This window comes from Kovacikia sp. CALU 1929 (genome assembly GCF_056784235.1).
Genome location: NZ_JBXBCF010000065.1, coordinates 267079 through 290654, shown reverse-complemented (window position 1 = coordinate 290654; position 23576 = coordinate 267079). Strand labels below are relative to the sequence as shown.

Below are 23576 nucleotides of genomic sequence, written 5' to 3'. Positions count from 1 at the left end.
AGGACGTGGAAGCGGGCAATGCCCACCTCCATCTCCTATCAGGTGTATTTCGCCCTACTGCCTTGCCATTACCACCCGCAGTCGTTCCTCATGATCGATGAAGTGGTCGGCATCTTTGGCATCCTCACCCAGGTCAATTTGCACCCAGTTGAGCTTGCCGTTGAACCGACTTGTATGGGCGGTGTAATCAGGGGACACGGTCGTGCCAGACTCATAGCCCACGTCCGTGGTTTCATCCGCCGAGAAGATGAATCCCTGCGTTTGTTCAACCCGACCTTTGCCCACTTCCTTGCCATCGTAGTAGAGCGTAACGTTGCCGCCCTTGTTCACACCGCCGCCATCATAGGCAAACTCCATCCGCACCTGGTGCTGTCCAGCAGGAATCGGCTGGGTGGCCTCGATCTCAAACTCCTTAATGCCCAGCACGTTGTAGAGGAACTTCGCCTTGCCATCCTTGGCATAGAGGCTCCAGCCGCCGAACCGACCGCCCTGGGCGATCATCACCCCGTGGGTGTCTTGCTCTGGTGCCACAATATCCGCCGTCACCGCAAAGGACTTGTTCTTAATATTGACGACACTGTTTTCCGAAAGTCGCCCCATGCCTGCAAACAGCAATTGCTTGTTGCCCTTGATCAGCGAGGGGCGGCCCGCCATATCGGGGTTGATGCGCTCAATCTGGCGATCGTCCAGCGGCAGCACATTGTACTTAGTCGCTTCGATCAACCACAGCCGCTGCAACTCGTGCAGCTTCTCCGGCATCTCTTTTGAGAGATCGTGTGCCTGGGTCCAGTCCTTGCTGCCGTCGTAGAGTTCCCAAACGTCATCATCGTAAGCCGGCATCACTTGCCCCCCCATCTCCCACGGGGTACGGTGCTTGGTGACGGCGCTCCAGCCCTTGTGGTAAATGCCGCGATTGCAAAACATCTCAAAGTACTGGGTCTCGTGCTGCTCCGGAGCGGCAGCGTCATTGAAGCTGTACATCATGCTGGTGCCCTCGTAGGGGCTTTGCTGCACGCTGTTGACAATCATTGGTTCAGGGATGCCTGCCGCCTCCAGTATGGTTGGGGCCAGATCGATGACGTGGCAGAACTGGTTGCGGATGCCGCCTTTTTCCTGGATGCCCTTGGGATAGTGAATGATCGTGCCGTTGCGCGTGCCGCCCCAGTGGGATGCCACCTGCTTGGTCCATTGATAGGGGGCATCCATTGCCCAAGCCCAACCCACGGCATAGTGCCCGTAGGAGCCTTCGCCGCCGAATTCATCCAGCTTAGACATCAGGAATTCCGGGGTTTCGATGTCCGCCATGCCGTTGAAGTTTGCCATCTCGTTGTAGCAGCCATTCAGGGTGCCTTCCGCCGAAGCCCCGTTGTCGCCGACAATCACGTAGACTAGCGTATCGTCCAGAATTTCCAGGTCTGCCAGTGTATCGATTAGCCGTCCAACATGGTAGTCGGTGTGCTCCATAAACGCGGCGTAGACTTCCATCTCGCGCTCCAGCACGGGTTTCAACCTGGGGTCCATTTCATCCCATGCCGGGATCTCGGCGTGGCGCGGGGTGAGCACGGCATCGGGTGCAATCACTCCCAATTCCTTTTGTTTGGCAAAGGTGATTTCCCGCTGTCGGTCCCAGCCGTGGGCAAACTTGCCTTTGTACTTGTCGATCCACTCCTTGGGAACGTGGTGCGGCGCATGGGTCGCACCGGGCGCAAAGTACATAAAGAAGGGCTTATCGGGCATGAGCGCTTTTTGCTGGCTGACCCAGGCGATCGCTTTATCCGCCAGATCCTCAGTCAGGTGGTAGCCTTCCGCTGGGGTCTTAGGCGGCTCGATTGGCGTTGTCCCTTCATACAAAGCTGGGTCCCACTGGTTGTTCTCCCCGCCGATAAACCCGTAGAAGTATTCGAAACCACCGCCACCAGAGGGCCACTTGTCGAATGGACCTGCCGGACTCGTCTGCCAGACTGGCACCTCATGACATTTGCCGAACTGTGCCGTTGAATACCCGTTGAGCTTGAGCGTCACCGCCAGCGGAGCCTTGGTGTTGGGGCACAGGGAGTTATAACCGGGAGCAGCCGTGGCGATCTCGGTGATGCCGCCCATCCCCACCGAGTGATGGTTGCGCCCCGTCAGGAGCGCCTGCCGGGTGGGGGAACAAAGTGCCGTGGTATGAAAGCGAGTATATTTTAGTCCCCCTGCCGCTAGCTTCTCGAAGACTGGCGTGTTGCAGGGTCCGCCAAAGGCACTGGAAGCCCCAAAGCCCACATCGTCAATCAAAACAACCAGCACGTTGGGCGCACCCACTGGCGGACGCAGATCTCGGATCGGGGGATAGTGGGTGTCCGGATTTTTAGCATCATACGTGGTGAGACCAATATGAGCCTGATCAGGAATTGGCAGGATCTGACGTTGAACTCTGTCACCTTGAGGCTGAGACATAGTTAATCTCCGTTTAAGGAACTGAAAAAATCGGAAAGGCGGCTGACTAGTAGACTGGGGCACCTCATGCCCTCCCAATTCTCGCTACTGGAAGCCAAACTTTCTTGTCATTTCACGCCATCCGTTCCCACGATTACATATTTCAATCAGGTGGCTGAATCGGGGCAGCAGGATGGATACTACCAGTCAGGATTGGGTTGGAGGTTACGCAGCCCAACCAACAAAATATCGATGCGTCCTCCTCAGAGCTGTTTTGCGATCGCTCTACAATGGTTTCAAGTAGGAGAATTGAGGGCATATGGTACTGCTTGACGATTTAACCCAACGTCTGCAAATTGATGATCCGGAAGAACGGCGAACGATCAGCAATGTCAGTTGGTCACAATACGAAGCTTTGCTTTGTGATTTGGGAGACATGGCTCACTATCGGGTCACGTATTTAGATGGAGTGTTAGAAGTTGTGTCTCCCAGTCGTCGGCATGAAAGTGGGAAGAGTCGCATCAGTGATTTGTTACTGATTTATTTTTTAGAAACTGACACCGAGTACTTTCCAACAGGCTCCACGACCTTTCGTAAGCAGGCAGGGCAGGCAGGTACAGAACCTGATGAGAGCTATTGCATTGGCACCGATCGGGAGTTTCCCGATCTGGCGATTGAAGTTGTCGTGACCAGCGGTGGCATTAATCGATTAGATCTCTATCGACGGTTGGGAGTCCGCGAAGTTTGGTTTTGGCAAAATAACCAGTTTTCGATCGATCATCTGCGCGAAGAAGTGCCCAATCAGTTTGCTCAGACCTTCGGTTATGAAGCAATCAATTACAGTGAAGTTCTCCCTGATCTGGATATGAGTTTGCTGGCTGTGTGTGTTCGCAACCCCAATCCGCTGGCAGCAGCCAAGGAATTTCGGCAGGGCGTGCGCGACAAGTTGTCGTAACGACACAAACCCCGACGGCAATACCCATCTGCGCAGCTCTGGGGCGACGCAGGTTCTCTCATCCGCTTAGTTGAAGTATGACCCCAACCTCTCTCGCAGGCACTCCCTCAGAATTCATGCATATCCCGTGAACTCTTCACCGGGCTGGACGTTGGGGTAGCGGACGACGCTTTGCTGAAGCGCACCCAGGCACTTGGCGACTGGCGCAAACACCCAGGCACAGTCCAGACGCTTCTCGATCAGATCCCACTCCTCCACCGGATCGTCGATCAGGTCGAACACCAACGGCCACTGGGGCTTGATGATCGGACCGCTGGCGCTCTCGCTATAGCGAAACACGACCTTCATCGTTCGCCATTTGACCGACATCACCCCAGCATCGGAACCATAGTAAATGACATGATCTCGTCCGGTTGTCTGGCTCTGCCCAAGCAGGAACGTCGAGGCATCGACGCCGTCGATCGGGCGATCGGTGGGCACGCGCTGACTCTCTCCAACCAGGGATGCCAGCGTTGGCAGCCAATCGACAGCGGTGAGAATCTCGTCGCTGACAGTGCCAGCTTTCACCTTGCCGGGCCAGCGGACGATCGCGGGAGTACGCATACCGCCTTCAAAGCCAGACCCGAAATGACCGCGCCACGGTCCGTTGGAGCCGCCGATCGAGGTCGATCGGCCCGCCGGGTTGTCACTGCTCCAGACGACGATGGTGTTTTCGGCAATCCCTGCCTGTTCGATCGCGTCCAGCACCTGTCCAGTGCGATAGTCTAACTCTGCCAGGGTGTCCGAGTAGACGCCACCGCCAGACCTGCCTTTAAACTCCGGATGGTGGATCAGGGGTGGGTGCATCTGCGTGAAGCAGACATAGGTAAAAAATGGCTTGCCAGCCTCGGCGTTGCGTTTGATGAAAGCAGTTGCCCGTGCCGCGATCTGTTCGTCGAGGAGCGGCCGCGTTTCCAGGTTGAAGTCCGCTACTGGTGTAACGGATGAGCCTTTCACCCCCTCCCAGATCTGCGGTACGGGCATACCGGACTCAGCAAACAGGGGGTAGGCGCTGTAGCCGGACTCGTCTGAGGTGTTTTTGATGCCAAACCACTCGTCGAAGCCCTGATCGGTCGGTAGCCTGCCCTTGATGTCGCCGACGTGCCACTTGCCGTAGGCTGCGGTGGCGTAACCAGCATCAGAGAATAGCTCGCCGAGGGTGTACTCCCACGGAGCAAGCCCGTAGTGGCCCTGCCCCGGCAGCGGTACGCTGCAATTGCCCGTTCGAATCGGCAGACGACCAGTCAGGATCGCCGAGCGTGTCGGTGTACACTGGGCTTCGACGTTGTAGTTCTTGAAGCGCAGCCCCTGGCTTGCCAGGGCATCGATGCATGGCGTGGGTGCCAAGCCGCCATAGCAGCCAATGTCTCCCCAACCAACGTTATCGCCCACGATGAAGACGAGGTTTGGTTTGTTCATGATTTCACAGGTTACCCTTTCTCAAACTAATGACTTTCCAAGCGCCTGATCGCGAGCCACACCAGTGGCTTGCACGATCAGGCGATCTGATGCTTCGAAGCGACACCTTACTGCCGCGCCATCGCGACGCGGAAGCGTTCTTCTGGCGAAATCAGGTGATCGTGATCCTCACCCTCCAGGTCGATCTGCACCCAGTTCACCTCGCCGCTGAACTCGTTGCCGGTCGGACCGTAGTCCGGCGACACAGGCGAGCCAGACTCCTTGCCAACATCGCAGGTCTCGTCACCAGAGAAAATCATGGCTACTGTCTGTTCGACGCGGCCCTTGCCTACCTCGCCGCCGTCTACATAGAGCGTAGCGTCGCCGCCCTTGCCGAGTCCGCCGCCATCGTACTTAAACTCCATGCGCACCTGATGATGACCCACCGGGATTGGTTGCGTCGCCTCAACAAAGGTCAGGGTGATGCCAAGGAGGTTGTAGCAATACTTGAGCTTGCCGCCCTGAGCGTAGAGACTCCAGCCGTTGACGCTGCCGCCCTGGGCGATAATGACACCCTCGGCACCCGATTCCGGCACATCGACATCGGCAGTGACCGAGTAGGACTTGTTCTTGATCGAGACGATCGAGTTCTCGGTCAGGCGTCCCATGCCGCTGAAGAGAATCTGCGAGTTGCCCTTGATCAACTGCGGGCGACCAGCGATGTCTGGGTTGAACCGTTCGTACCTGCGATCGTCGAGCGGGAAGACGCCGTACTTGGTCGCTTCGAGCATGAAGAGTTTTTGCAGCTCAGCAAGCTTCGTGGGGTTCTCGTTCGCGAGATCGTGCGCCTGCGTCCAGTCGGTGTTGGTGTCGTACAGTTCCCAGACATCCTCGTCGAAGGTGCGATCGTAGGCACCGATCCACGGCACGCTATGCCGGGTCACGGCTGTCCAGCCCTTATGGTAGATGCCACGGTTGCAGAAGACTTCGAAGTACTGCGTCTCATGCCGATCGGCGGCCTTGGCATCGTTGAAGGCATAGACCATGCTGACACCTTCCAACGGGGCCTGCTGCACGCTGTTGACGACTGTTGGATGCGGCAGCCCAGCCGCTTCGAGGACTGTTGCAGCGACATCAATTACATGATGGAACTGGCTGCGAATCTCTCCCTTCGCTTTGATGCCGTTGGGCCAATGCACGATCGTGCCGTTGCGGGTGCCGCCGAAGTGCGACGCCACCTGCTTGGTCCACTGATAGGGCGTGTCCATCGCGTGCGCCCAGCCGACCGCATAGTGGTTGTAGGCCTTCGGCCCGCCGAAGTCGTCTAATCTCTCCAGCAGGAACTCGGGCGTCTCGACGGAAGACAGTCCGTTCAGCTCGGAGATTTCATTGAAGGCACCGTTGAGCGTGCCTTCGGCAGACGCGCCGTTGTCGCCGATAATGTAGTAAATCAGCGTGTCGTCAAGCACTTCCAGATCCTGAAGCGCATCGACCAGCCGCCCGAGGTGATGATCGACATGCTCCAGGAATCCGGCATAGACTTCCATCTCGCGGGCGTAGACGGGGCGCATTTCTTCCGGCGTCTCATCCCATGCCGGGATTTCATCAGGCCGCACGGTCAGTTCGGCGATCGCCGGGATAACCCCCAGCTCCTTTTGTCGGGCGAAGATTTCCTCGCGCAGTTTGTCCCAGCCCTGATCGAACTTGCCCTTGTATTTGTCCGCCCATTCCTTCGGCACGTGGTGCGGCGCATGGCAGGCACCGGGTGCAAAGTACATAAAGAACGGCTTGTCGGGCATCAGTGCCTTTTGCTGGCGCGTCCACTTGATCGCCTTGTTCGTTAGATCCTCAGTGAAGTGGTAGCCCTGATCGGGAGTCTTCTCCGGCTCGACCGGCGTCGTACCCTCGTAGATGGCCGGGTACCACTGGTTGGTTTCGGCACCGATGAACCCATAGAAATATTCGAAACCGCCGCCGCCCGTCGGCCATTGATCGAACGGCCCCATCGGGCTTGTCTGCCAGACCGGAACCTCGTGACACTTGCCAAACTGCGCTGTCGAGTAACCATTGAGCTTGAGTGTCATGGGGAGCGGCGCTTTGTTTTTGGGCAACACTGAGGTGTAGCCCGGAGCCGACGTTGCGATCTCGCCAATACCGCCCATGTTAACCGAGTGATGATTGCGGCCCGTCAACAGCGCTTGGCGGGTGGGAGAGCACAGCGCAGTCGTGTGAAAGCGGTTGAACTTGAGACCGTTCTTCGCCAGCCGCTCAGCGGTCGGCGTGTTGATTACGCCGCCGAACGCGCTCGACGCGGCGAAGCCCACATCGTCAAGCAGCACGATGAGCACGTTGGGCGCACCCGCTGGCGGACGCACATCCCGGATCGGCGGATATTGGGTGTCTGGATCTTTGGCATCGTAAGTAGTTAGACCCACAGGCGTCTGATCAGGCATCGGGAGAATCTGACGTTGAACTCCGTCACTTTGAGACTGAGGCATAGTGAATCTCCGTTTAGAGCGTAAAAAATCGGGAATGCGGCGTACTAGCCTTTGGAAGTCATGATCTCGCTCAAGTCTCCGATCGCTCCGTAGAGTATGCCGTAGGCTTGAACAGTGGCTGATAGTTGTTCTAAAGCGGTAAGCCAGTGTTGGTACCGCACCTCATGCCCTCCCAATTCTCGCTACTGGAAGCCAGACTTTCTTGTCATTTCACGCCATCCGTTGCCAAAGTTACAGGGCTAAACAAGGTTGCTGCATCAGGGCAGCAGGATGGATACTGTCAGTCAGGATTGAGGCACTGAAATCGCCCTGTTAGAGAAAGCAATCGGTGAGTTGATGGATCAGAGGTTAACTGGGGTTGCCTTTCGATATGGGAAAGACAGTCGTGAATGTAAAATGGCAGACGGTGTGCGGAAAAGCGAACGAATTCGCCGCAGCACCAGTAATCGCATTCAAGCGGGAACAGAAAGTCAATCCAATCACAATTCTTTGATTGCGTAGTTCGAGTTTTTATTTCAATTCACCAACCTCTGCCTTGAGATCCCCGGCTTTTTCAAAAAAGTCGGGGATCTGGCGATCGCCCAAAGACAATATCACAAAAAATATGAAACAGATAGGAAGAAGATGTTTCGTATCAAATTCAAAGAAGTCTGTGGTAAGAAATAAGGATCATGACTCAGCGAAACACAGCAAAGGGAGTCAGAATTCAGAATTCAGATAAGTTTATATATTCTGACTTCTCACTCCCGCTATTCTGTACTTAGCATTTGAAATGTGAGGAGTCTGTTAGCCCCATGCTGAAATATTTTTGGAAACCTCTGTTGCTTGCACTGTCGATCGCAGGTAGTTTGAGTGCAATTGTGCCATCGGCAAACGCAGCAGACCCGTTGGACAGCACGCTGCCTGATGCAGAGGTCGAAGTATCGTCAGTTGATGGCATGGGTCAGGTGACGTCTGTTTCCCAACTCACAGACGTGAAGCCAACCGACTGGGCATTTCAAGCCCTGCAATCGTTAGTTGAGCGCTACGGGTGTATCGTAGGTTATCCTGACAAAACCTATCGGGGCAACCGCGCCTTGTCTCGCTACGAGTTTGCGGCGGGCGTGAATGCCTGTCTCGATCGGATCAATGAATTGCTGGCAGCAGCGACGGCAGATCTGGTGAGAAAGGAAGATTTGATTGCCCTGCAAAAGCTACAGGAGGAGTTTGCCGCAGAGCTTGCTGTTCTGCGTGGTCGAGTGGACCAGTTGGAAGTTCGCACCGCCACCCTGGAGAAACAACAATTTTCCACCACCACCAAGCTTTCGGGTACTGCCATCTTCTCCATTGCAGATGTGTTTGGCGGTAGTGGCAGTGACACCAACACCGTGTTTCAATACCGGACAAACCTGGACTTTAAGACCAGCTTTACCGGCACAGATCTGTTGATCACCAGTTTGTGGACAGGCAACGTTCCTTCCCTTGGAGTCGGTTTTGATCTCCCAGGAACCCGCACCGGATTGATTGAGGTTCCCAGTGCAGAAGGAACGCTAGCATCCCAATTTGGTGCTAACCTGAATAGCCAGTTTTCTGTTCTGTTACTCGGATATAACTTTTTCGCCACTGAAAAGCTGCTGATTTCTGTCGCAGCAACGGGTTACACCCTGTATGCGATCGCCCCGACCCTCAACCCGGCTTTAGATGACAATGACGGGGGCACCGGGGCAGTGTCTGTCTTTGGTGAACGCAACGCAATTTATGCCTTGGGATCGGGCAGTGGGATTGGATTGAATTACTTCTTCAGTCCGCAGCTCAGATTTTCTGCGGCGTATTTGGCAGATCCCCTGTTTGCCAACAATCCAGACCGGGGGTTGTTCACTGGCGGGTATTCTGCACTCGCCCAATTAACCTGGACTCCGAGTCAGCAATTCAGCATCGCAGGAACTTACATCAATGCCTACTTCCCACCCGGACGGTTTGGGTTCAACTACAACACGCTGGCTGTTGCCGGAACCGCCGTGGCAAATACACTTGCAGGGCAGAGCCGACTGACAGCAGGAATCCTGTTTGACACCGAACCTGTGATCACGAACTCCTACGGCATGCAGGCAACCTACCAGTTCAGTCCTAGTTTTGTGATCAGTGGTTGGTTTGGTGCCACCTTTGCCCGTTTGATTGGCGAAGGCGATGGCACAATCCTTAACTACGCCCTCACCTTTGCCTTTCCCGATCTGTTCAAGAAGGGGAATCTGCTCGGACTGGTCGTTGGCGCAGAACCCTATTTAACTGAGTTTACGGGAGGCAATCCCCAGACATTTGAAACGGACATTCCCTTCCATATTGAGGCGTTTTACCGCTATCAAATTAACAATAACATTTCGCTCACACCTGGTTTGATCTGGCTAACCGCCCCCAACCAGGACAACGATAATCCTGACGATTTTATTGCCACAATCAGAATGACGTTTAAGTTCTAATACCGATTTAAACGATTATCGCTACAGATGACCACACCGCCTGCGGTACCTCCTCTTGGCAAGGCTACTGTGTACACACAAGTGTCAAATCTAGCCAATGCTCGGCTTGATCCTCCCTAACCCTCCTTAAAAAGGAGGGAAGCGGATCGGAAGTTCCCCTTTTTAAGGGGGATTGAGGGGGATCTTGCAGAGTTTTGGTATCCGAGTCGAGATGTGTGTACACGGTAGCTTGCCAAGGGGCGGTTGGGACACCTTGCCTAAATCTCAAGATACAAGGTTGTCGAGATGTGTGTACACGGTAGCTTGCCAAGGGGCGGTTGGGACACCTTGCCTAAATCTCAAGATACAAGGTTGGGTTGAGGCACGTAGCTTGGTTCCCGCAGGGTAACCCAACACCTACGTTTGATTCCACCCACCTACTTAATGCATGTAACTTTCTTAACTGCGATACAGCATTAATCGTCAGCACCACGATGATGGTGTTGAACATAAATGAAAGCAAGCCATGAAACCTCACCCAATGGCGCATGCTCAAGTAGCAATGACCAGAACCGCAATGAGAAGACTCAAGCACAGAGCAAAGATAATTGCAGTTCTAAGGCGGCGGCTAAATAGCCCAATAATGATCACGATGGTAACCGCCATGATGCCAAGTCCGATGTAAATAGCATCTTCCCCAGATTGATCAATCAAGGGATTGGCGGGTAGTGTTGGTTGAACCTGTGCAATGGCTGAAACGTCAGCAAATATCGTCATCGGGTTTGAGGATTCTAATGATGATGGGTAGTCATAGCTTTGCCCATTCTACTTGAATGAATTTCTTGTCATCCCATGCCAAATCTAACCATAGTGTTCCGTCAGGAAAATTTTAACGGGTCGAAGACCCGCAAAATTTAACCCCAATCAATAACCTGGAATTTGGTTACCCGTCAATCATTGATTGACATACCAATAGTGATTGAGGGGCTATTTCCATAGGAAAGCCATCAACATAAAAATCTTGAACATGGGATTTACTTCAGTTATTACCCCAAGGGTTTGAACCAGAAACCAACAGAAGCTAAATTAACTGCGATACGGCATTAATCGTCAGCGCCACGATGATGGTGTTGAACATAAATGAAAGCAACCCATGAAACGTTACCCAATGGCGCATTGACCGCGATGAGACACTGACATCAGCAACCTGGGTGGACATCCCAACCCCAAACGCTACGTAAACAAAATCCAGATAATCAGGTTCTGGTTCATTCGGGAACTCTAAACCTCTCAAAAAGCTGTCGGGGATCTGGGGGTTTTGCAATTGATAATAATGATGGGCGTATTGTATCCCAAAGGCAGAGTGAAGCGTTAACCAGGAACCTACCACGCCGGTCAACCCCAACCTCAAAGCCGTTTTCTTCTCCCAAACCGGGATGTTTTCGCCCACCCCGATGAGATAGAGGACAATAAACAGACTGGAAAATACGATGAACAAAATGATCAGGATTTTGACCCCATATTTGACCTGTCTAGTTTGGGCAAATCGTTGAACTTGCTTAGGGTCTGCGATCAGAATCTTGCCCCATACTAAAACTAGCAGCGCAACGATGCTGCTATCCCAGCCAATCAGGCTCCGGGTGCTCCAATGCAGCCCACCCGGCAATAATAGGAACACGACCAGAAAAATAACAGCCATGATCGGCAGGTATTGGCGTGCATTCATCGCCAATAGCCATCGGGAAAGGGATTGATGCATAAAGAAATTGGTCGATCCAAACCATCAATGGAACAATATAAAAGCGTTTTCTAGTTGAGTTTGCAGCAGTCAGTACTATTTGCCTCCCGTTGGAAACAGAAGTTGAACCTGGAACCGCAGCAACCAATCGGGTCCTCCCTCTGGTTTGACGACATATCCGTAGGCTTGGAGCGATGCATTGATCGGTTGCTTACCAATTTTGAACAGTTTACCAATCCCCCCTCCTAAGGGAACGGTCCACTTATTACCATCCTCTGCCATCCAGTTAGCAGTAATCGCGGGACTCGCTGTGAGATACCAGCCTTTTGGCAGGTTGTAGTTGACAAGAGGTTGGATTAAAAATTGGCTCACGGCTTTGCGATCGCTATCGCCTGCAAATGACCATGTCTGGTTTGCGAGCGCACCGATCACCCACTTGCTTGTCATCCAGACAATGGCCCCCGTGGGTCCGATGCTCCACTTCCCGGCACCGAGGTCACTGGCGGTTGCGGTTGGAAACACAAATTGGGGTCCAAACCCCAAGGTAATATTGCCAGTACCTTTGGGAACGAAGAAGACTTGGGGGTTAATATCTCCCAAACCAAACGTCGAACCATCAGGCGATAGCAAGTCTGGTTGATCCAGAATGGGCGTGATAATCCGGTTGACTACTAGCCAGCCGGGACCCAACGAAACCGGAATCACTGGCTGGACGTTGAGCAAATACTGGGTGCGATCGAAGGGTCCAATGCCAAAGTTCCAGTTATTTTGAAACGGCACACTGATCAAATTGGCGATCGGGTTCTGCGCCGCTTTTGCCAGATTTGCAACGTCTGCCCCAGCTTCTGAAGGAGTCGTGGGGGTTGCGGAAGGGGTTGGTTCTGCTTGAGCGGTGATCGCATCATCGGGTGGCTGACTAATTGGCAATAGATCTTGGGCAGCCTGACTAACCTTTGAACGAGGGATCGGTGGTTGTCTGGAAACTGGAGGATCGACTTGAGCGATCGCATCTTTCTGCTGCGGCACCCATTCATCCCGTGCAGGCGGGAATGGGGTTGAACCTGTTAGTTTCAGGTTGCTATCAAAAGTAAATCGGGGAGTTATAGAAATAGAAGGTTCAGCAGTTATCAAAGGTATAGATGCCAACGGAGTGGCTTGAAGAGCCGTTGCCTGATCACGATGCTCTGTTACCGCCTGAATACTGATTGGGGCTGCTTGAGTTTGACTTACCAATTTGCTTAGAAGTACCAACGGTGCCGCCAGAATCATTGGCCGTCTATACCAAGCCATATTCACTACAGGTTCCTCCCCAAAGTAGACAGTATTGCTCACAAGCACAGGATTGACCATGCGCTCGACACGCTGCCACCGTGCTGTTGCGCTAGTCAGATGGACAGCAGCTATCGCCGCCAGCACCGCGATCGCGCTGACGTAGACAAACTAAGCAGGGAACAATCTGACGCGATCGGGTAATACCGCCAGCAAAAAAAGCACGACGATTATCGTGAGGGCAACCGGACAGCGTGGTTCGATCCGGACTGCTGGAGATGATTTCTTCATCGGTGTCGAGGCTCCTCACTTTTATGTTTTCCCGTCTATCTCTTTAATGTGAAGACTTCGTGCAGGAAAGCCACCTGATCCGTGACCGATCGCTCAAACCACTCTCCCAGATAAATGTCGAAATGTCCGATCGGGTAATGCTTGACCGTGGCGCACTTGCCCGCCCGGCGCGCGGTCGCTTCGGCGGCTGCGGGGACTACGAGCGCATCCTGGTCACAGATAGCGATCAGGATGGGGCACGGCAATCGGTCCGCTTTGAGACCCGGGCGATGTAACGCCAGCGTCAGGGAGAGTCGGCCACACAGCTCATTCCGCCAGCCCGGAGCCTCAATCGCCTTCAGCCCGGGAAGCGTGTCCGGTGTCGTCATCATCCCCACTTCACCCGGCGCGGCTCCGACCGGGACGAGCTTGGGCGACATTCCGAAGACGCTGCGAACAACATCCACGATCCCCAACCCGGTGAGTTTCAACAGTTGGTCGAACCCAGCGTACTCCACAAGTCTTCGCACCGTGGCGATATTGTCCATCGCCGCCGCCTGGGCGACGACCGCTGCCACCTGCCCGTCAGTCACTGCGACATCCACTACATGTCCGCCCGCCAATGAGCTGCCCCAAACGCCTATGCGCTCAGGATCGACGCCGGGCACTTTGCGGATGACCTCCAGCGCGGCGGCATAGTCCTGCAACTGCCGCCGGATGGACAGGAGCTGGCGCGGCTCGCCGTCGCTGGTGCCAAAATGGCGATAGTCAAAGAGGAGTACGTACATTCCCGCCGCAGTGAAGCGCGGGATGTAGTGCTTGAGCTGTTCACGAACCCCCGATGTGCCATGAGCCATCACCAACGCGGGAGATCCCCGCTCGTTGCACATCTCCTCGGACTCCGGCGGGCAGAGCCAAGCGCGGCAGGTCACCCCGTGGCTCGTAAACTCTATGTCCTTCATCACAATCACCTCGCTTACGTCTGCATGTTTGAAACGAACTGGCAGCGCTGCGCTGGACCTATTTCAGCTAGCCGCGTTGCCTTCGGATCGCGGTGCCGCGCATAACTTTGAGCATCCGATGTTGTGATTCATCTCCGCTGACCCGTAATTCGACTCGTTAATACTGACGGAGATGGTTTCCGATGTGGTTCTCGCGAGCGTGTTGATGACCGAATCAAAGCCTGATACTTTATTCAGTCGGCGGTTTTCAAAGTAAGCGGCCTCGCCTACTCGACTCCAGCAATCGATTTCAACATGTTCAACTTCTCTTCAGAATAAGGGGAATACTTCACATCCGGATCCGGTGTGACCTCCTTATCCAGAATGCTCTTATAGTGAGAGAACGCTCTGAAGCCCGCCTCCCCGTGGTAATTCCCCGTGCCACTGTCCCCGACGCCGCCAAACGGAAGTTCGCTATTGGCAATGTGCATCACCGCTTCGTTAACACAGCCTCCACCGAACGATACCTCGTGGAGAACCTTTTCCTTAATACTTTCATCCTCGGTGAACACGTAGAGTGCCAAAGGTTTGGGCCGTTCCTTAATCTGCCTGATAACTTCGTCCAGATCGTCGTAGGCTATTACGGGCAGAACCGGGCCGAATATTTCATCCTGCATCACCTTGTCATCCCAGGTAACGTTAGTCATGACGGTGGGTTCGATGAAACGCTTTTTGATATCATAGATGCCGCCCAGATAAACTTTATCCGCGTCAATCAATCCTGCCACCCGAGATGCATTCTTTTCATTAATAATGTTCACATAGTTGCCGTTCTCTAATTTGTAATCGGCGTTCTTGATCTCGCTGGCAACTGTTTCCAGGAACTGCTGCTCAATGCTCTTATGCACGCAGACGTAGTCCGGAGCGATGCATGTTTGCCCCGCATTCACGAACTTGGCCCAGATTAACCTTCTTACCGCTATGTCCAGGTTGGTATCAGCCGCGATTATTGCCGGGCTCTTGCCTCCCAATTCGAGTATTACAGGCGTCAGATGTTTGGCCGCAGCCTCGTATACTACCTTCCCCACGGGAACGCTTCCGGTAAAAAAGATGACGTCGAATTTTTGGGCCAGCAATTCGGTGGTTTCCGGAATCGCTCCCTCGACAACTGCAAAATACTCGCGGTCGAAATTCTCGGTGATCAGGTTGGCGAGCACACGGCTGCAATTGGCTGTGAGTTCACTCGGCTTCAGGACAATCGTGCAACCTGCGGCGATGGCCGCGATCACGGGACTCAGCGCTAGCTGATAAGGATAGTTCCATGGAGCAATGACCAGGCTTACACCCAATGGTTCCGGGATTACATAACTCTTCGCCGGGGCATTGAGCATATCTGTGTCGACCGGTTTGGCCCGCGCCCATTCCTGCAAACCCTCAATAGCGGTCTTCAGTTCATCACGGACGAAATAGAATTCGGTGAGGAAGGTCTCAAAGGCACCTTTTCCAATATCCTGATAGATGGCCTCTTGAACCAGTCCTTCGTTGGACTCAAGAATGCCTTTGAGCTTATTTAACTGCGCCAGCCTGAACGCAACTGGTTTAGTGACATTGCTGTTGAAGTAACTTCGTTGAAGATTTACTAACTCTTTCATGGTTACTCTCCGTGTTGGTTCACGTGTTGGTTCAATTGTTTTACAGGCGTGTTGAGATATTCGCGCACGCCTTGAGACCTCGTCGTCACGGGAAAGCACGCTACGAACGCTACGATAATGCTCAAGAGCATCCGGGGCAGCGTCGGCGCGCATCTGCTCCAATTACGCATGAGCAGTCTTTTTCTCTCTTCTGATGACTGTCTGTGGGTAGAGTCTGGCTCACCCGTTTGGGGTGATAACGGCGCGTCCCTGAATCTTGCCATCGTGCAGGAGCTCGTAGGCTTCGCTCACGCGCTCCAGCGGGAAGTGCTCGACCAGCATTTTGATTTTCCCCGCCTGGGCGAGGCTGACCACCTCCATCAGCTCGGGGATGTATCCCCAATAAGGCGCCGCAACCGAGCACTCCTTCGCCGGTCCGTGGAAGTTCACGGGCACGGCTTCACTACCGAGACCGACAATCGTCAGGTGTCCCAGCACCCGGGCTACCTGCGCGGCCATCGCGAGGGTCGGCTTTATGCCCACCATGTCGAGCACGAGCTCAGCGCCCTGTCCCCGCGTCATGTCCTTGATGCGGGTGACCGCCGCATCGCCCGAGAGCAGCGCCTCGTCGGCGCCCATGCGCTTGGCAATCTCGAGCTTGTCGGCCGAGGTGTCTACGGCAACGATGGTCGTTGCCCCGCTGAGCACTCGCAAAATCTGGATGGCCATCTGTCCGAGCCCGCCGGCCCCGATCACCACGGCGGTCGAGCCGGGGCCAAGTAGGTCGAGTGACCGCTTGACGGCGTGGTAGCTGGTGAGCGCAGCATCGCTGAGCGGTGCGGCCTCGCGGGGATCTAGGGTCCCCAACGGAATCAGAAAGCGCGTTGACGGGACAACAAAGTAGGGAGCCATACCACCGTTTGCACCCAGCCCGCCGGCTTTGATGTCTCCGGGGTTCTGACAATAGTTCTCTCTACCCACCCGGCAGTTCATGCACAGCCCGCACCCCCACGGGCCGTAGACGATCACCGGGTCGCCCTTTGCGAACCCCGTCGCACCCGGCCCCAGCTTCTCGACCCACCCGGCGTTCTCATGACCGAGGGTGAACGGAGCTGCGGCTGGCCCTGGCTTCGGAGGGGCTTCAAGTATGTGCAGGTCGGAGTGGCAGGCACCGGCGCCCCCGATCTTGATCAGGACCTCGCCGGGGCCCGGATCGGGAACCGGCACCTCTCGAAGCTCGGCTGGTTTCTGTGCTGCAACGAATTGAAATGCTTGCATACTACTCATTATTGTCTCCTTTTAACTTCTCTAGTCTTTGATACCGTCGCAATCGATCTCCAGATGTAGCGGACCGCGAAAGACGCTGCTTGTGCGGTACGGTGGCGGGTCGATGACGAGCCTTGGGTTCTCGACGCGGTCAAGAAACGTCTCGATCGCGATGTTAACCTCAAGACGCGCTAGGGGACCACCGAAGCAGGTGTGAATGCCGCTGCCCCAGCCCATGTGTTCGTTGTTCCGACGGGCCGGATCGAATGTGTTCGGGTCGGGAAACTTCTTCGGATCGCGATTCGCAGCACCATACATGAGATGGACCGCGGATCCCTTTGGTATCGTGACCCCGGCGATCTCGATGTCGTCGGTGGCGCTCCGGCTCGGGAAGAACTGGACCGCCGACTCGCAACGCAGCGTTTCCTCGACGGTGCCGGGAATCAATTCTGGGCGACTCCGCAGAAGCTCAAAGGTCCCGGGGTTTCGCAGGATGCACAGCACTGAATGGGCTATGGTGTTGACCGTAGAGTCGTGACCAGCTACAAGGAGCAAATTCGCATTCATTGCGGCCTCTCTCTCCGACATAGCTCCATCCGGCCCGCTGTCATCGTTCACGAGCTTCGAGAACATGCAGTCGGCGGGTTCCTGAAGGTACTTCTTTATCAGGCGACCGTTGTACTGCGCTAACGCTGCAAAGCCCGCCATTCCCTTCTCCGCGAGCGCCTTCTCCTCATCCGTTTTCTTGCCCGCAGTCACGGTGAGCACGCCGGCCATAGCATCGTGGATCCAGAGATGAAATTGGGCTTCGTCCTCGAGCGGTACGCCCAGGAGTTTGCAGATCACGGCGACGGGCACCGGATAGGCGTAATCGTCGACGACGTCGAACCTGGTCTTGCCGGTAGCCTTGATCCTGTCGAGCGAGGCATTGCAAAGGTCCTCAATAACCGGTACAAACCCCGGAATGACGTCCGGCGAATGCGGCGGTCCAAAGTGGCGCATTGCTTGGCGGCGCATGTTGTCATGTTCCGGCGGGTCGGAGTTGATCATCGTCCCGTGCTCGCCATACGCGGACAATTCATCCCCGCCCGTGCCGGAAGCTTTGGCCTTCAGGCGGCGTGTGTCGGAACTGATCCGTGGGTCATGTGCGAGTTCCAGTAATTCCTGGTAACCCGTGACGACATAAACGCCGTCACCCACGTGCACTACCGGAGTTTTTCTCAGCTCGTCAAAGAATGGGTATGGATTGGGGCGATTTTCAAAGGCCATAGCGCCTGCCCAGGCTTCTTCTGGTGTCATGTCATCTCCTAATTTCTTACGCAATATTCCTTCCGCTTTGGAGCAGTTCCTTTTTGATGCTCTGTCCACCTTTCAGCGATTTACGTGAACTCCGCTCCGCGTGATGTCGGGTCGTTGCCTGTCAATACGACCGTGGGCAGAGCCGTCGCCTTGCGTGGATCTCCGAATTCGGGCGAAATGACCTTCCATTCCTCGGGCCTGTCGGTGCCGGGCTCCGGCGGCGGAAACGGAGCAGATCGGTTGATCAGCCGTTCGTAAAACTCCAGCCATTTGCCGTGATTGAACGTGACCGCACCGACGATGCGTCCGTTCTTGCCAAAGGCGGCGGCAAAGCGGCGTTCCTTGAGCGATCCCTGGGTAATGATCATTTCGTCGCCAAACGACGGCAGTCCGACGCCTCTGATGTTGACGCCGAACTGGCCCGACCAGTAGCGTGGTAGGGGCAGGTACGGCAGGCGTTCGGGCTCGAGGCAGACCATGTTGCGTCCGGCCATCTGAGCGCCCACGACAGCGTTCTCCCAGTGCTCGATCGAGATAAACTGGTACCCGTACAAAACCTGCGGCAACCGCGCGATGTCGCCCGCAACAAAGATGCTGTCGGTCACCACGCCGTTGACGTCAAAGGCACGGCAGCCGGCATCGCAGCCGACGCCCCAAAATCCGCTGGCGAGACCGGCACCCTCGAGCCATTCGACGTTGCGAATCGACCCCAGCGACGCCACCACGACATCGACATCGAGTATGGTCCCGTCAGAGAGCTTTGCCTGGCGTACATGTCCCGCATCATCGCCTATCAACTTCTCGACGGCGACTCCGGTGCGGAGATCGACCCCGGCTTCGAGCTGCATTTCCTTGGCGACCCTGGAGAGTACACCGCCGAGTGCCCCGATAAGCGGGCCACCGGCACGCTCGGCGACGGTCACATCGAGGCCGAGTTCACGGCAGACCGATGCCATCTCGGACCCGATAAAACCCGCTCCGACGATCAGGACACGCCGCGGCTTTGCGGCGAGCGCCGCCTGCAAGCGACCTGCATCCTCGACTGTTCTGACGGTAAACAGGCCGTCCAGCTTGGCCTCTTCCTTGTTGAACCATGGCCGAGAGCGGACGCCGGTCGCTATCAGCAAACGGTCATAGGGCACCTTGTCGCCATTGGCCAGGTGAACGGTCTTGGTTTTCCGGTCAAGCTTGGTCGCAGCGACGCCGAGACGCCAATCGGCATCCACGGGCCGCAAACGCGGCAGCTTTGTGTTTTCGGCTGGCACCCAGCCCTTTAAGATCTGCTTCGAGAGCGGCGGGCGATCGTACGGTTCGTGGACCTCGTCGCCTATGATGGTCAGCGAGCCGTTAAAGCCCTCATCGCGTATGGCTTCGGCAGCACGGAGCCCGGCAAGTGAGGCTCCGACGATGACGATCCGGCCCGTGGACTTAAAAGACGATTTAATTTCTTCGGCAAGGGTTTCTAGGCTCACGATTTTCCCTCCTCTTCCTGCGCCTGTGCTCGATCTTCATAGTCCACTATGATCGCCTGTACCGGGCAGGACGCCGCGGCTCTTAGGATTTGTTGCCGCCGCGAGTCGTCGGGGTTAGGGTTGTACATAACCGCCTCCTCGCCGCTCAGTTTCAGGTCGTCCGGCGCAAGCGGTATGCACTGTGCGTATCCCAGGCACCGATTCAAGTCAAATACTATTCGCATGATCTGCCTCCGATAATTCCATCGTTTCGTTGAGAACATCTTGATGGGAATTGGCCCTCCGCCATTTCGGAGGAGGGCCATCAGGATTGCCGCCTACTTTTTCAGCAGGTCGTCGAGAACGACCATATCACTGAACTTGAGCGTCATTTCACCCGAGAAGTACATGGCTCCGAGAGTCTTTAAGTTCGGTAGCTTGTACATCGGATCAAGATCCGACTTGCCGTATGTAGTCGAGGCTCCGTCGCCGCTGTGGAAGGTGCCCTTCATGTACCACGGGGCACCGATAAGCTGAGCTAACGAAGGGGTCGGATTGCCCTTACCGTTGCCGCCGACACCCGGAACCCACTTAAGGGTCGATGTCGGGAACGGAACCGTTTCCTGCTCTTTTCCGGTTGGTGCCGGAAGCGGCATCGTCATGTTGTACGGGTACGGCAGAGACACCGGCTTGTCTGCGGGCAGCGGCGTTGAGAAGAGCTTGCCACCGACCTGCATTTTAGCCGACGCGATCCGCTCGCCGTGCCGATCCAGCGTGCAGCTGTAATCATCTCCAACCCGTTCCATGCTGATTTTGCCGTATTTCTTCGGCCACCCGCCGATCTCACGGCCACCTACCATTGCGGCGTCGTTGTCGACATAGATAAAGGGCACGTAGAGATACAGCTCGCCGTTGTGTAGACATGGAATCGTCAGAATGAACTCGTCGTATGGACCGAAACTGGTGTCGCGGTAATGCGCCCATACCTGCTTGACAGCCGAATATCCAGGCAGTTCCGGGATCGGGAGCGTAGTCAAATGCGCCGGTAGCAATGCGGCTGCGGCGTCGTTAGTGGTCAGGTGGTCGATGATGACCACGTCAATGTTGCGCCAATGCCACTCGGGGGCATTCTGGTAAAGATCACCCATGGCGAACGGGAGGTTTTCCAGCGTGACCTGCCCCTCAACCGGAGTTGCGACAGGTCCGACGCCTGGGAGTTCAAAGGTCGGATCCGGGATCCATTTAAACTCTTCCTCGCTGAACCCTTCCGGCAATGCGCTTGGCGACAGAGGAGCATCAGCTTCAATGTACCAGCGAGTGATGATCCACTTGCCATTGCGCTTTTCCAGTTCGGCATTGTAGGTGCCCGTGGTCAGAATATGCAGATGGTCTGCCGCAGGTACGCTCGATATCAGCATGTACGTGCGCACCTTCGCCGTCGTGGCGGTTTGCTCGGCCACGTGAACGTTGCCCTGGGTGTGACGTCGCACCTTTTTCGAATTCTTCCCAGGTATGATGTACCGGTGATCCACCAGATCCTTGAAGGCCGCTATGCCTTTGATGAGGACTGTGCCTAGTTCCGGCGTGGAATTCTCGAAAGCAACGTCGTCTGAGAACAACGCGAACCATTCATCCCAACGGCCTTCATCGATCAGGTACGAATAGGCAGTGACGTGGTTGATGATCGCCTGCCGGTCTGCCACGAACTGTGGATCGGCATTGACGGTGCCCGAGTTATCAGCCACCGCCATCTCTAACCGGGCTGGCCCGGGTGCGTTTTTGTGGGGAACGAACGCATCTTTAGTCACTGTACTTTTACTCATATGATTCTCCTATTTGGTAGTCTTGAATGAGGTTGCAATTTCACATTTTGCGACTGGTTGATCGGGGTGTCGCAACACCTCCTTTCTCCCCTTTTGCTCTCCTGCCCGGGCTTGGTCCGAGTAGGAGGATGGAATCTCTTCTTTGCCTTCACCCTGAGAGCGGATCCAAAAACAACCTCTTAATTGTCCTGACTCATAAGGTTGCTCTCCTTCTAATTTGATTTGTTTGCTGTTTTCTTTGGATTGCCATTTGACATAACAGGACGAAACTAAAATAAGCAATCCAGGAGAGAACTTACGGCAGTTTTCAGATGGTTAAGCCATAGTGATTGAGGCAGGGTATGCGGTGTAGGGTGTGGTTAATTCAAATGAAAATAGCTGTAAAAACTGAGAACGCACCCTACTAAACGCTGAAACATTGAAGCTGTATTCAGTGTCGATCTAAGAAACAAATCTTTCTTGTCATTCTGCGCCAAGTAACCAGATCATGGCGAGTTAGGGTGTTGTTGCATATATATTTGTTACCAGCCGCATTCCTAAACGCCAGAGCTGACGCATTTTGACCAAAACCTCGGAGGTTTAAGCCACGATGATTGGTCACAATGCTTGATGCTTGGTTGAAACTTCCGAGGTTTGTATAATGCCTAAAACCATTCCTTAGATCGAGTCTTATGTTCCGCTGATATCTGATTGGTTGAGATTTGCTACTTTTGTCCGGCGCTCAGCGAGAAGATAGGCGATCGCACCGGGGATGGCAACTATCGTAATCAAAATGGTGATGCTGGCACTGAGTCGGCTCGACAGAGATCGGGCCGGTTCGAGTCCGTCTGCGATAAAGCGGTGGGTCACAACTACCGCAAATATCCCGGCGGTTATCGCGCTGAGGCTGGAGGTAAATTCCTTTAAACTGGGCATATGAGGTTTCTTGACTCTTCGAGCCAAGAACACCCCTGAGATAACCCCGGCTATGCCCTGAACTACCACAAAGACAAGCCGCTCGTTTTCCAGCGGGTTCTTAGCCTCAGCCAGATTGCTTGCCATCACGCCTCCAATCCCAACGATCATCCCCGCGATCGCCCCTACGCACACCCACCAATACACGGGTTTTGAAAGGAATGAACAAGTCACAATTAAGCTAGCCAACAGGATCGCACTCACCAGAGATGCCTGAGTCAGCGGTAGGATTGTGATGATGACCAGGGTGATGGCTCCACCGATAACACTGCCTATCAGCAGAAACAACCTGTGTCTGGAGCTTAAATCTCGTTTAAAGTCTTGCATGGTGGCATGTCCTTTTCTAACTACCGAGAAGGTTGATCGTGCGCGACGCGACGACCACAATTGTTGTCAGTGAGATCGTGCTTTCAAGCATCATCAGCACCTTGGCGCAAACTTTCAGCAGCGCGGCTTCAGTGGGGCTAAACACCGTAGAGGTCGTGTAGGACAGAAACAGGTAGTCAACAAACATCGATCGCCAATTGGTCAGCGTATCCTCAGGAACCCGATTAATTCAAATGAAAATTGCTGCGAAAACCGAGAATGCGCCCTACTACGCCCTGAAACATTTGAAACTGGCTTAAGTATCAACTCAAGAAACTTTTTTTTCTTGTCATCTTACGCCATTCCAGCAATTCCAAATTCTAAAATCTCCTCAGACGATTGGGCAGCCGCCCCGGTCAATTTTAGTGGAAGTGGGCAATGTCACCTCCATCTACTACAGGTGTGACCCGCCAATCTGCACCGCTCGATAATGTTGATAATTGTCTAACGAATCATGTCAACACTCTTGTCATTCCATGACAATGAGTATATACAAACAATAGATAACAGAAACTCAATCAATCAGACCAAATCAGACTAGATAATCAGACTGGAAAACCTCAAATCAAACAAGCAATCTACCATTCGTTTGAATACAAAATTTAATGTAAGGAAAACTAACTCAACGATCTAACAGCATTAATTTCGCTCTGTTGCGGTTTGCTTTTGCAAAGCGGGCTGTATACATAAAGAGATTAAAAACCTCGGTATAGCGTTTTTGAATCCAGTGAGATACATGGATAGCCGTAAAGCCCTTGAGTCAAACAGATGAGATTACCTCACCAAGAAAGGAAACGCTATATCATCGTCAATCAAGTGCCTTTAGGG

At 54.4% G+C, this 23576-nt stretch carries 20 protein-coding genes; 4 read left to right on the top strand and 16 right to left on the bottom strand.

Annotation, left to right across the window (positions count from 1 at the left end; all coding sequences use genetic code 11):
- Positions 1-54 precede the first annotated feature (54 nt).
- Positions 55-2436 (bottom strand): arylsulfatase, encoded by a 2382-nt coding sequence (locus AC1S52_RS13035; RefSeq protein WP_482029445.1) that lies wholly within the window; start codon positions 2434-2436, stop codon positions 55-57.
- 66 nt (positions 2437-2502) lie between these two features.
- Between AC1S52_RS13035 and AC1S52_RS13030 the strand changes: the two genes are divergently transcribed.
- Positions 2503-2748 carry a hypothetical protein gene (locus tag AC1S52_RS13030; RefSeq protein ID WP_482029444.1) on the top strand — a complete coding sequence of 82 codons (246 nt, stop codon included), beginning with the start codon at positions 2503-2505 and terminating at the stop codon, positions 2746-2748.
- A complete protein-coding gene (locus tag AC1S52_RS13025) occupies positions 2735-3370 on the top strand; it encodes a Uma2 family endonuclease (protein WP_482029443.1) in 636 nt (211 codons plus the stop codon). The genes AC1S52_RS13030 and AC1S52_RS13025 overlap by 14 nt, the downstream gene beginning before the upstream one ends.
- A 114-nt stretch (positions 3371-3484) precedes the next feature.
- Here the strand turns inward: AC1S52_RS13025 and AC1S52_RS13020 are convergent, their stop codons facing one another.
- Complete coding sequence (locus AC1S52_RS13020; protein ID WP_482029442.1) at positions 3485-4828, bottom strand: arylsulfatase; 1344 nt, start codon at positions 4826-4828, stop codon at positions 3485-3487.
- Positions 4829-4935: 107 nt separating this feature from the next.
- Positions 4936-7305 carry an arylsulfatase gene (locus AC1S52_RS13015; protein ID WP_482029441.1) on the bottom strand — a complete coding sequence of 790 codons (2370 nt, stop codon included), beginning with the start codon at positions 7303-7305 and terminating at the stop codon, positions 4936-4938.
- Positions 7306-7641: 336 nt separating this feature from the next.
- Between AC1S52_RS13015 and AC1S52_RS13010 the strand changes: the two genes are divergently transcribed.
- Complete coding sequence (locus AC1S52_RS13010) at positions 7642-7806, top strand: hypothetical protein (protein ID WP_482029440.1); 165 nt, start codon at positions 7642-7644, stop codon at positions 7804-7806.
- Between the two features lie 293 nt (positions 7807-8099).
- Entirely contained in the window at positions 8100-9761 is a 1662-nt protein-coding gene (locus AC1S52_RS13005; protein ID WP_482029439.1) for an iron uptake porin, read from the top strand.
- A 531-nt stretch (positions 9762-10292) separates the two neighbouring features.
- On the opposite strand, the gene AC1S52_RS13000 is transcribed toward AC1S52_RS13005, so the two are convergent.
- The 13 genes from AC1S52_RS13000 to AC1S52_RS12940 form a co-directional block, all read right to left on the bottom strand.
- The gene (locus AC1S52_RS13000; protein WP_482029438.1) at positions 10293-10517 is read right to left on the bottom strand and encodes a hypothetical protein; all 225 of its coding nucleotides are present in this window, start codon (positions 10515-10517) and stop codon (positions 10293-10295) included.
- Between the two features lie 304 nt (positions 10518-10821).
- On the bottom strand, positions 10822-11499 hold the full coding sequence (locus AC1S52_RS12995; protein ID WP_482029437.1) for a DUF1345 domain-containing protein: 678 nt from the start codon (positions 11497-11499) through the stop codon (positions 10822-10824).
- Between the two features lie 75 nt (positions 11500-11574).
- Entirely contained in the window at positions 11575-12711 is a 1137-nt protein-coding gene (locus AC1S52_RS12990; RefSeq protein WP_482029436.1) for a transporter family protein, read from the bottom strand.
- A gap of 148 nt (positions 12712-12859) precedes the next feature.
- Positions 12860-13057 carry a hypothetical protein gene (locus AC1S52_RS12985; protein WP_482029435.1) on the bottom strand — a complete coding sequence of 66 codons (198 nt, stop codon included), beginning with the start codon at positions 13055-13057 and terminating at the stop codon, positions 12860-12862.
- A 16-nt stretch (positions 13058-13073) separates the two neighbouring features.
- Positions 13074-13979 (bottom strand): alpha/beta hydrolase, encoded by a 906-nt coding sequence (locus AC1S52_RS12980; protein WP_482029434.1) that lies wholly within the window; start codon positions 13977-13979, stop codon positions 13074-13076.
- Between the two features lie 266 nt (positions 13980-14245).
- Positions 14246-15610 carry an aldehyde dehydrogenase gene (locus tag AC1S52_RS12975; protein ID WP_482029433.1) on the bottom strand — a complete coding sequence of 455 codons (1365 nt, stop codon included), beginning with the start codon at positions 15608-15610 and terminating at the stop codon, positions 14246-14248.
- Between the two features lie 219 nt (positions 15611-15829).
- A complete protein-coding gene (locus AC1S52_RS12970; protein ID WP_482029432.1) occupies positions 15830-16867 on the bottom strand; it encodes an NAD(P)-dependent alcohol dehydrogenase in 1038 nt (345 codons plus the stop codon).
- A 30-nt stretch (positions 16868-16897) separates the two neighbouring features.
- The gene (locus tag AC1S52_RS12965) at positions 16898-18154 is read right to left on the bottom strand and encodes a cytochrome P450 (RefSeq protein WP_482029431.1); all 1257 of its coding nucleotides are present in this window, start codon (positions 18152-18154) and stop codon (positions 16898-16900) included.
- Between the two features lie 80 nt (positions 18155-18234).
- Positions 18235-19626: an NAD(P)/FAD-dependent oxidoreductase gene (locus AC1S52_RS12960; RefSeq protein WP_482029430.1), complete on the bottom strand. Its 1392-nt coding sequence runs from the start codon at positions 19624-19626 to the stop codon at positions 18235-18237.
- The gene (locus tag AC1S52_RS12955) at positions 19623-19850 is read right to left on the bottom strand and encodes a ferredoxin (RefSeq protein WP_482029429.1); all 228 of its coding nucleotides are present in this window, start codon (positions 19848-19850) and stop codon (positions 19623-19625) included. The genes AC1S52_RS12960 and AC1S52_RS12955 overlap by 4 nt, the downstream gene beginning before the upstream one ends.
- A 93-nt stretch (positions 19851-19943) precedes the next feature.
- Positions 19944-21428: an acetoacetate decarboxylase family protein gene (locus tag AC1S52_RS12950; RefSeq protein ID WP_482029428.1), complete on the bottom strand. Its 1485-nt coding sequence runs from the start codon at positions 21426-21428 to the stop codon at positions 19944-19946.
- A 669-nt stretch (positions 21429-22097) separates the two neighbouring features.
- Complete coding sequence (locus AC1S52_RS12945) at positions 22098-22709, bottom strand: hypothetical protein (RefSeq protein ID WP_482029427.1); 612 nt, start codon at positions 22707-22709, stop codon at positions 22098-22100.
- 16 nt (positions 22710-22725) lie between these two features.
- Entirely contained in the window at positions 22726-22896 is a 171-nt protein-coding gene (locus AC1S52_RS12940; protein ID WP_482029426.1) for a hypothetical protein, read from the bottom strand.
- Positions 22897-23576: the final 680 nt, after the last annotated feature.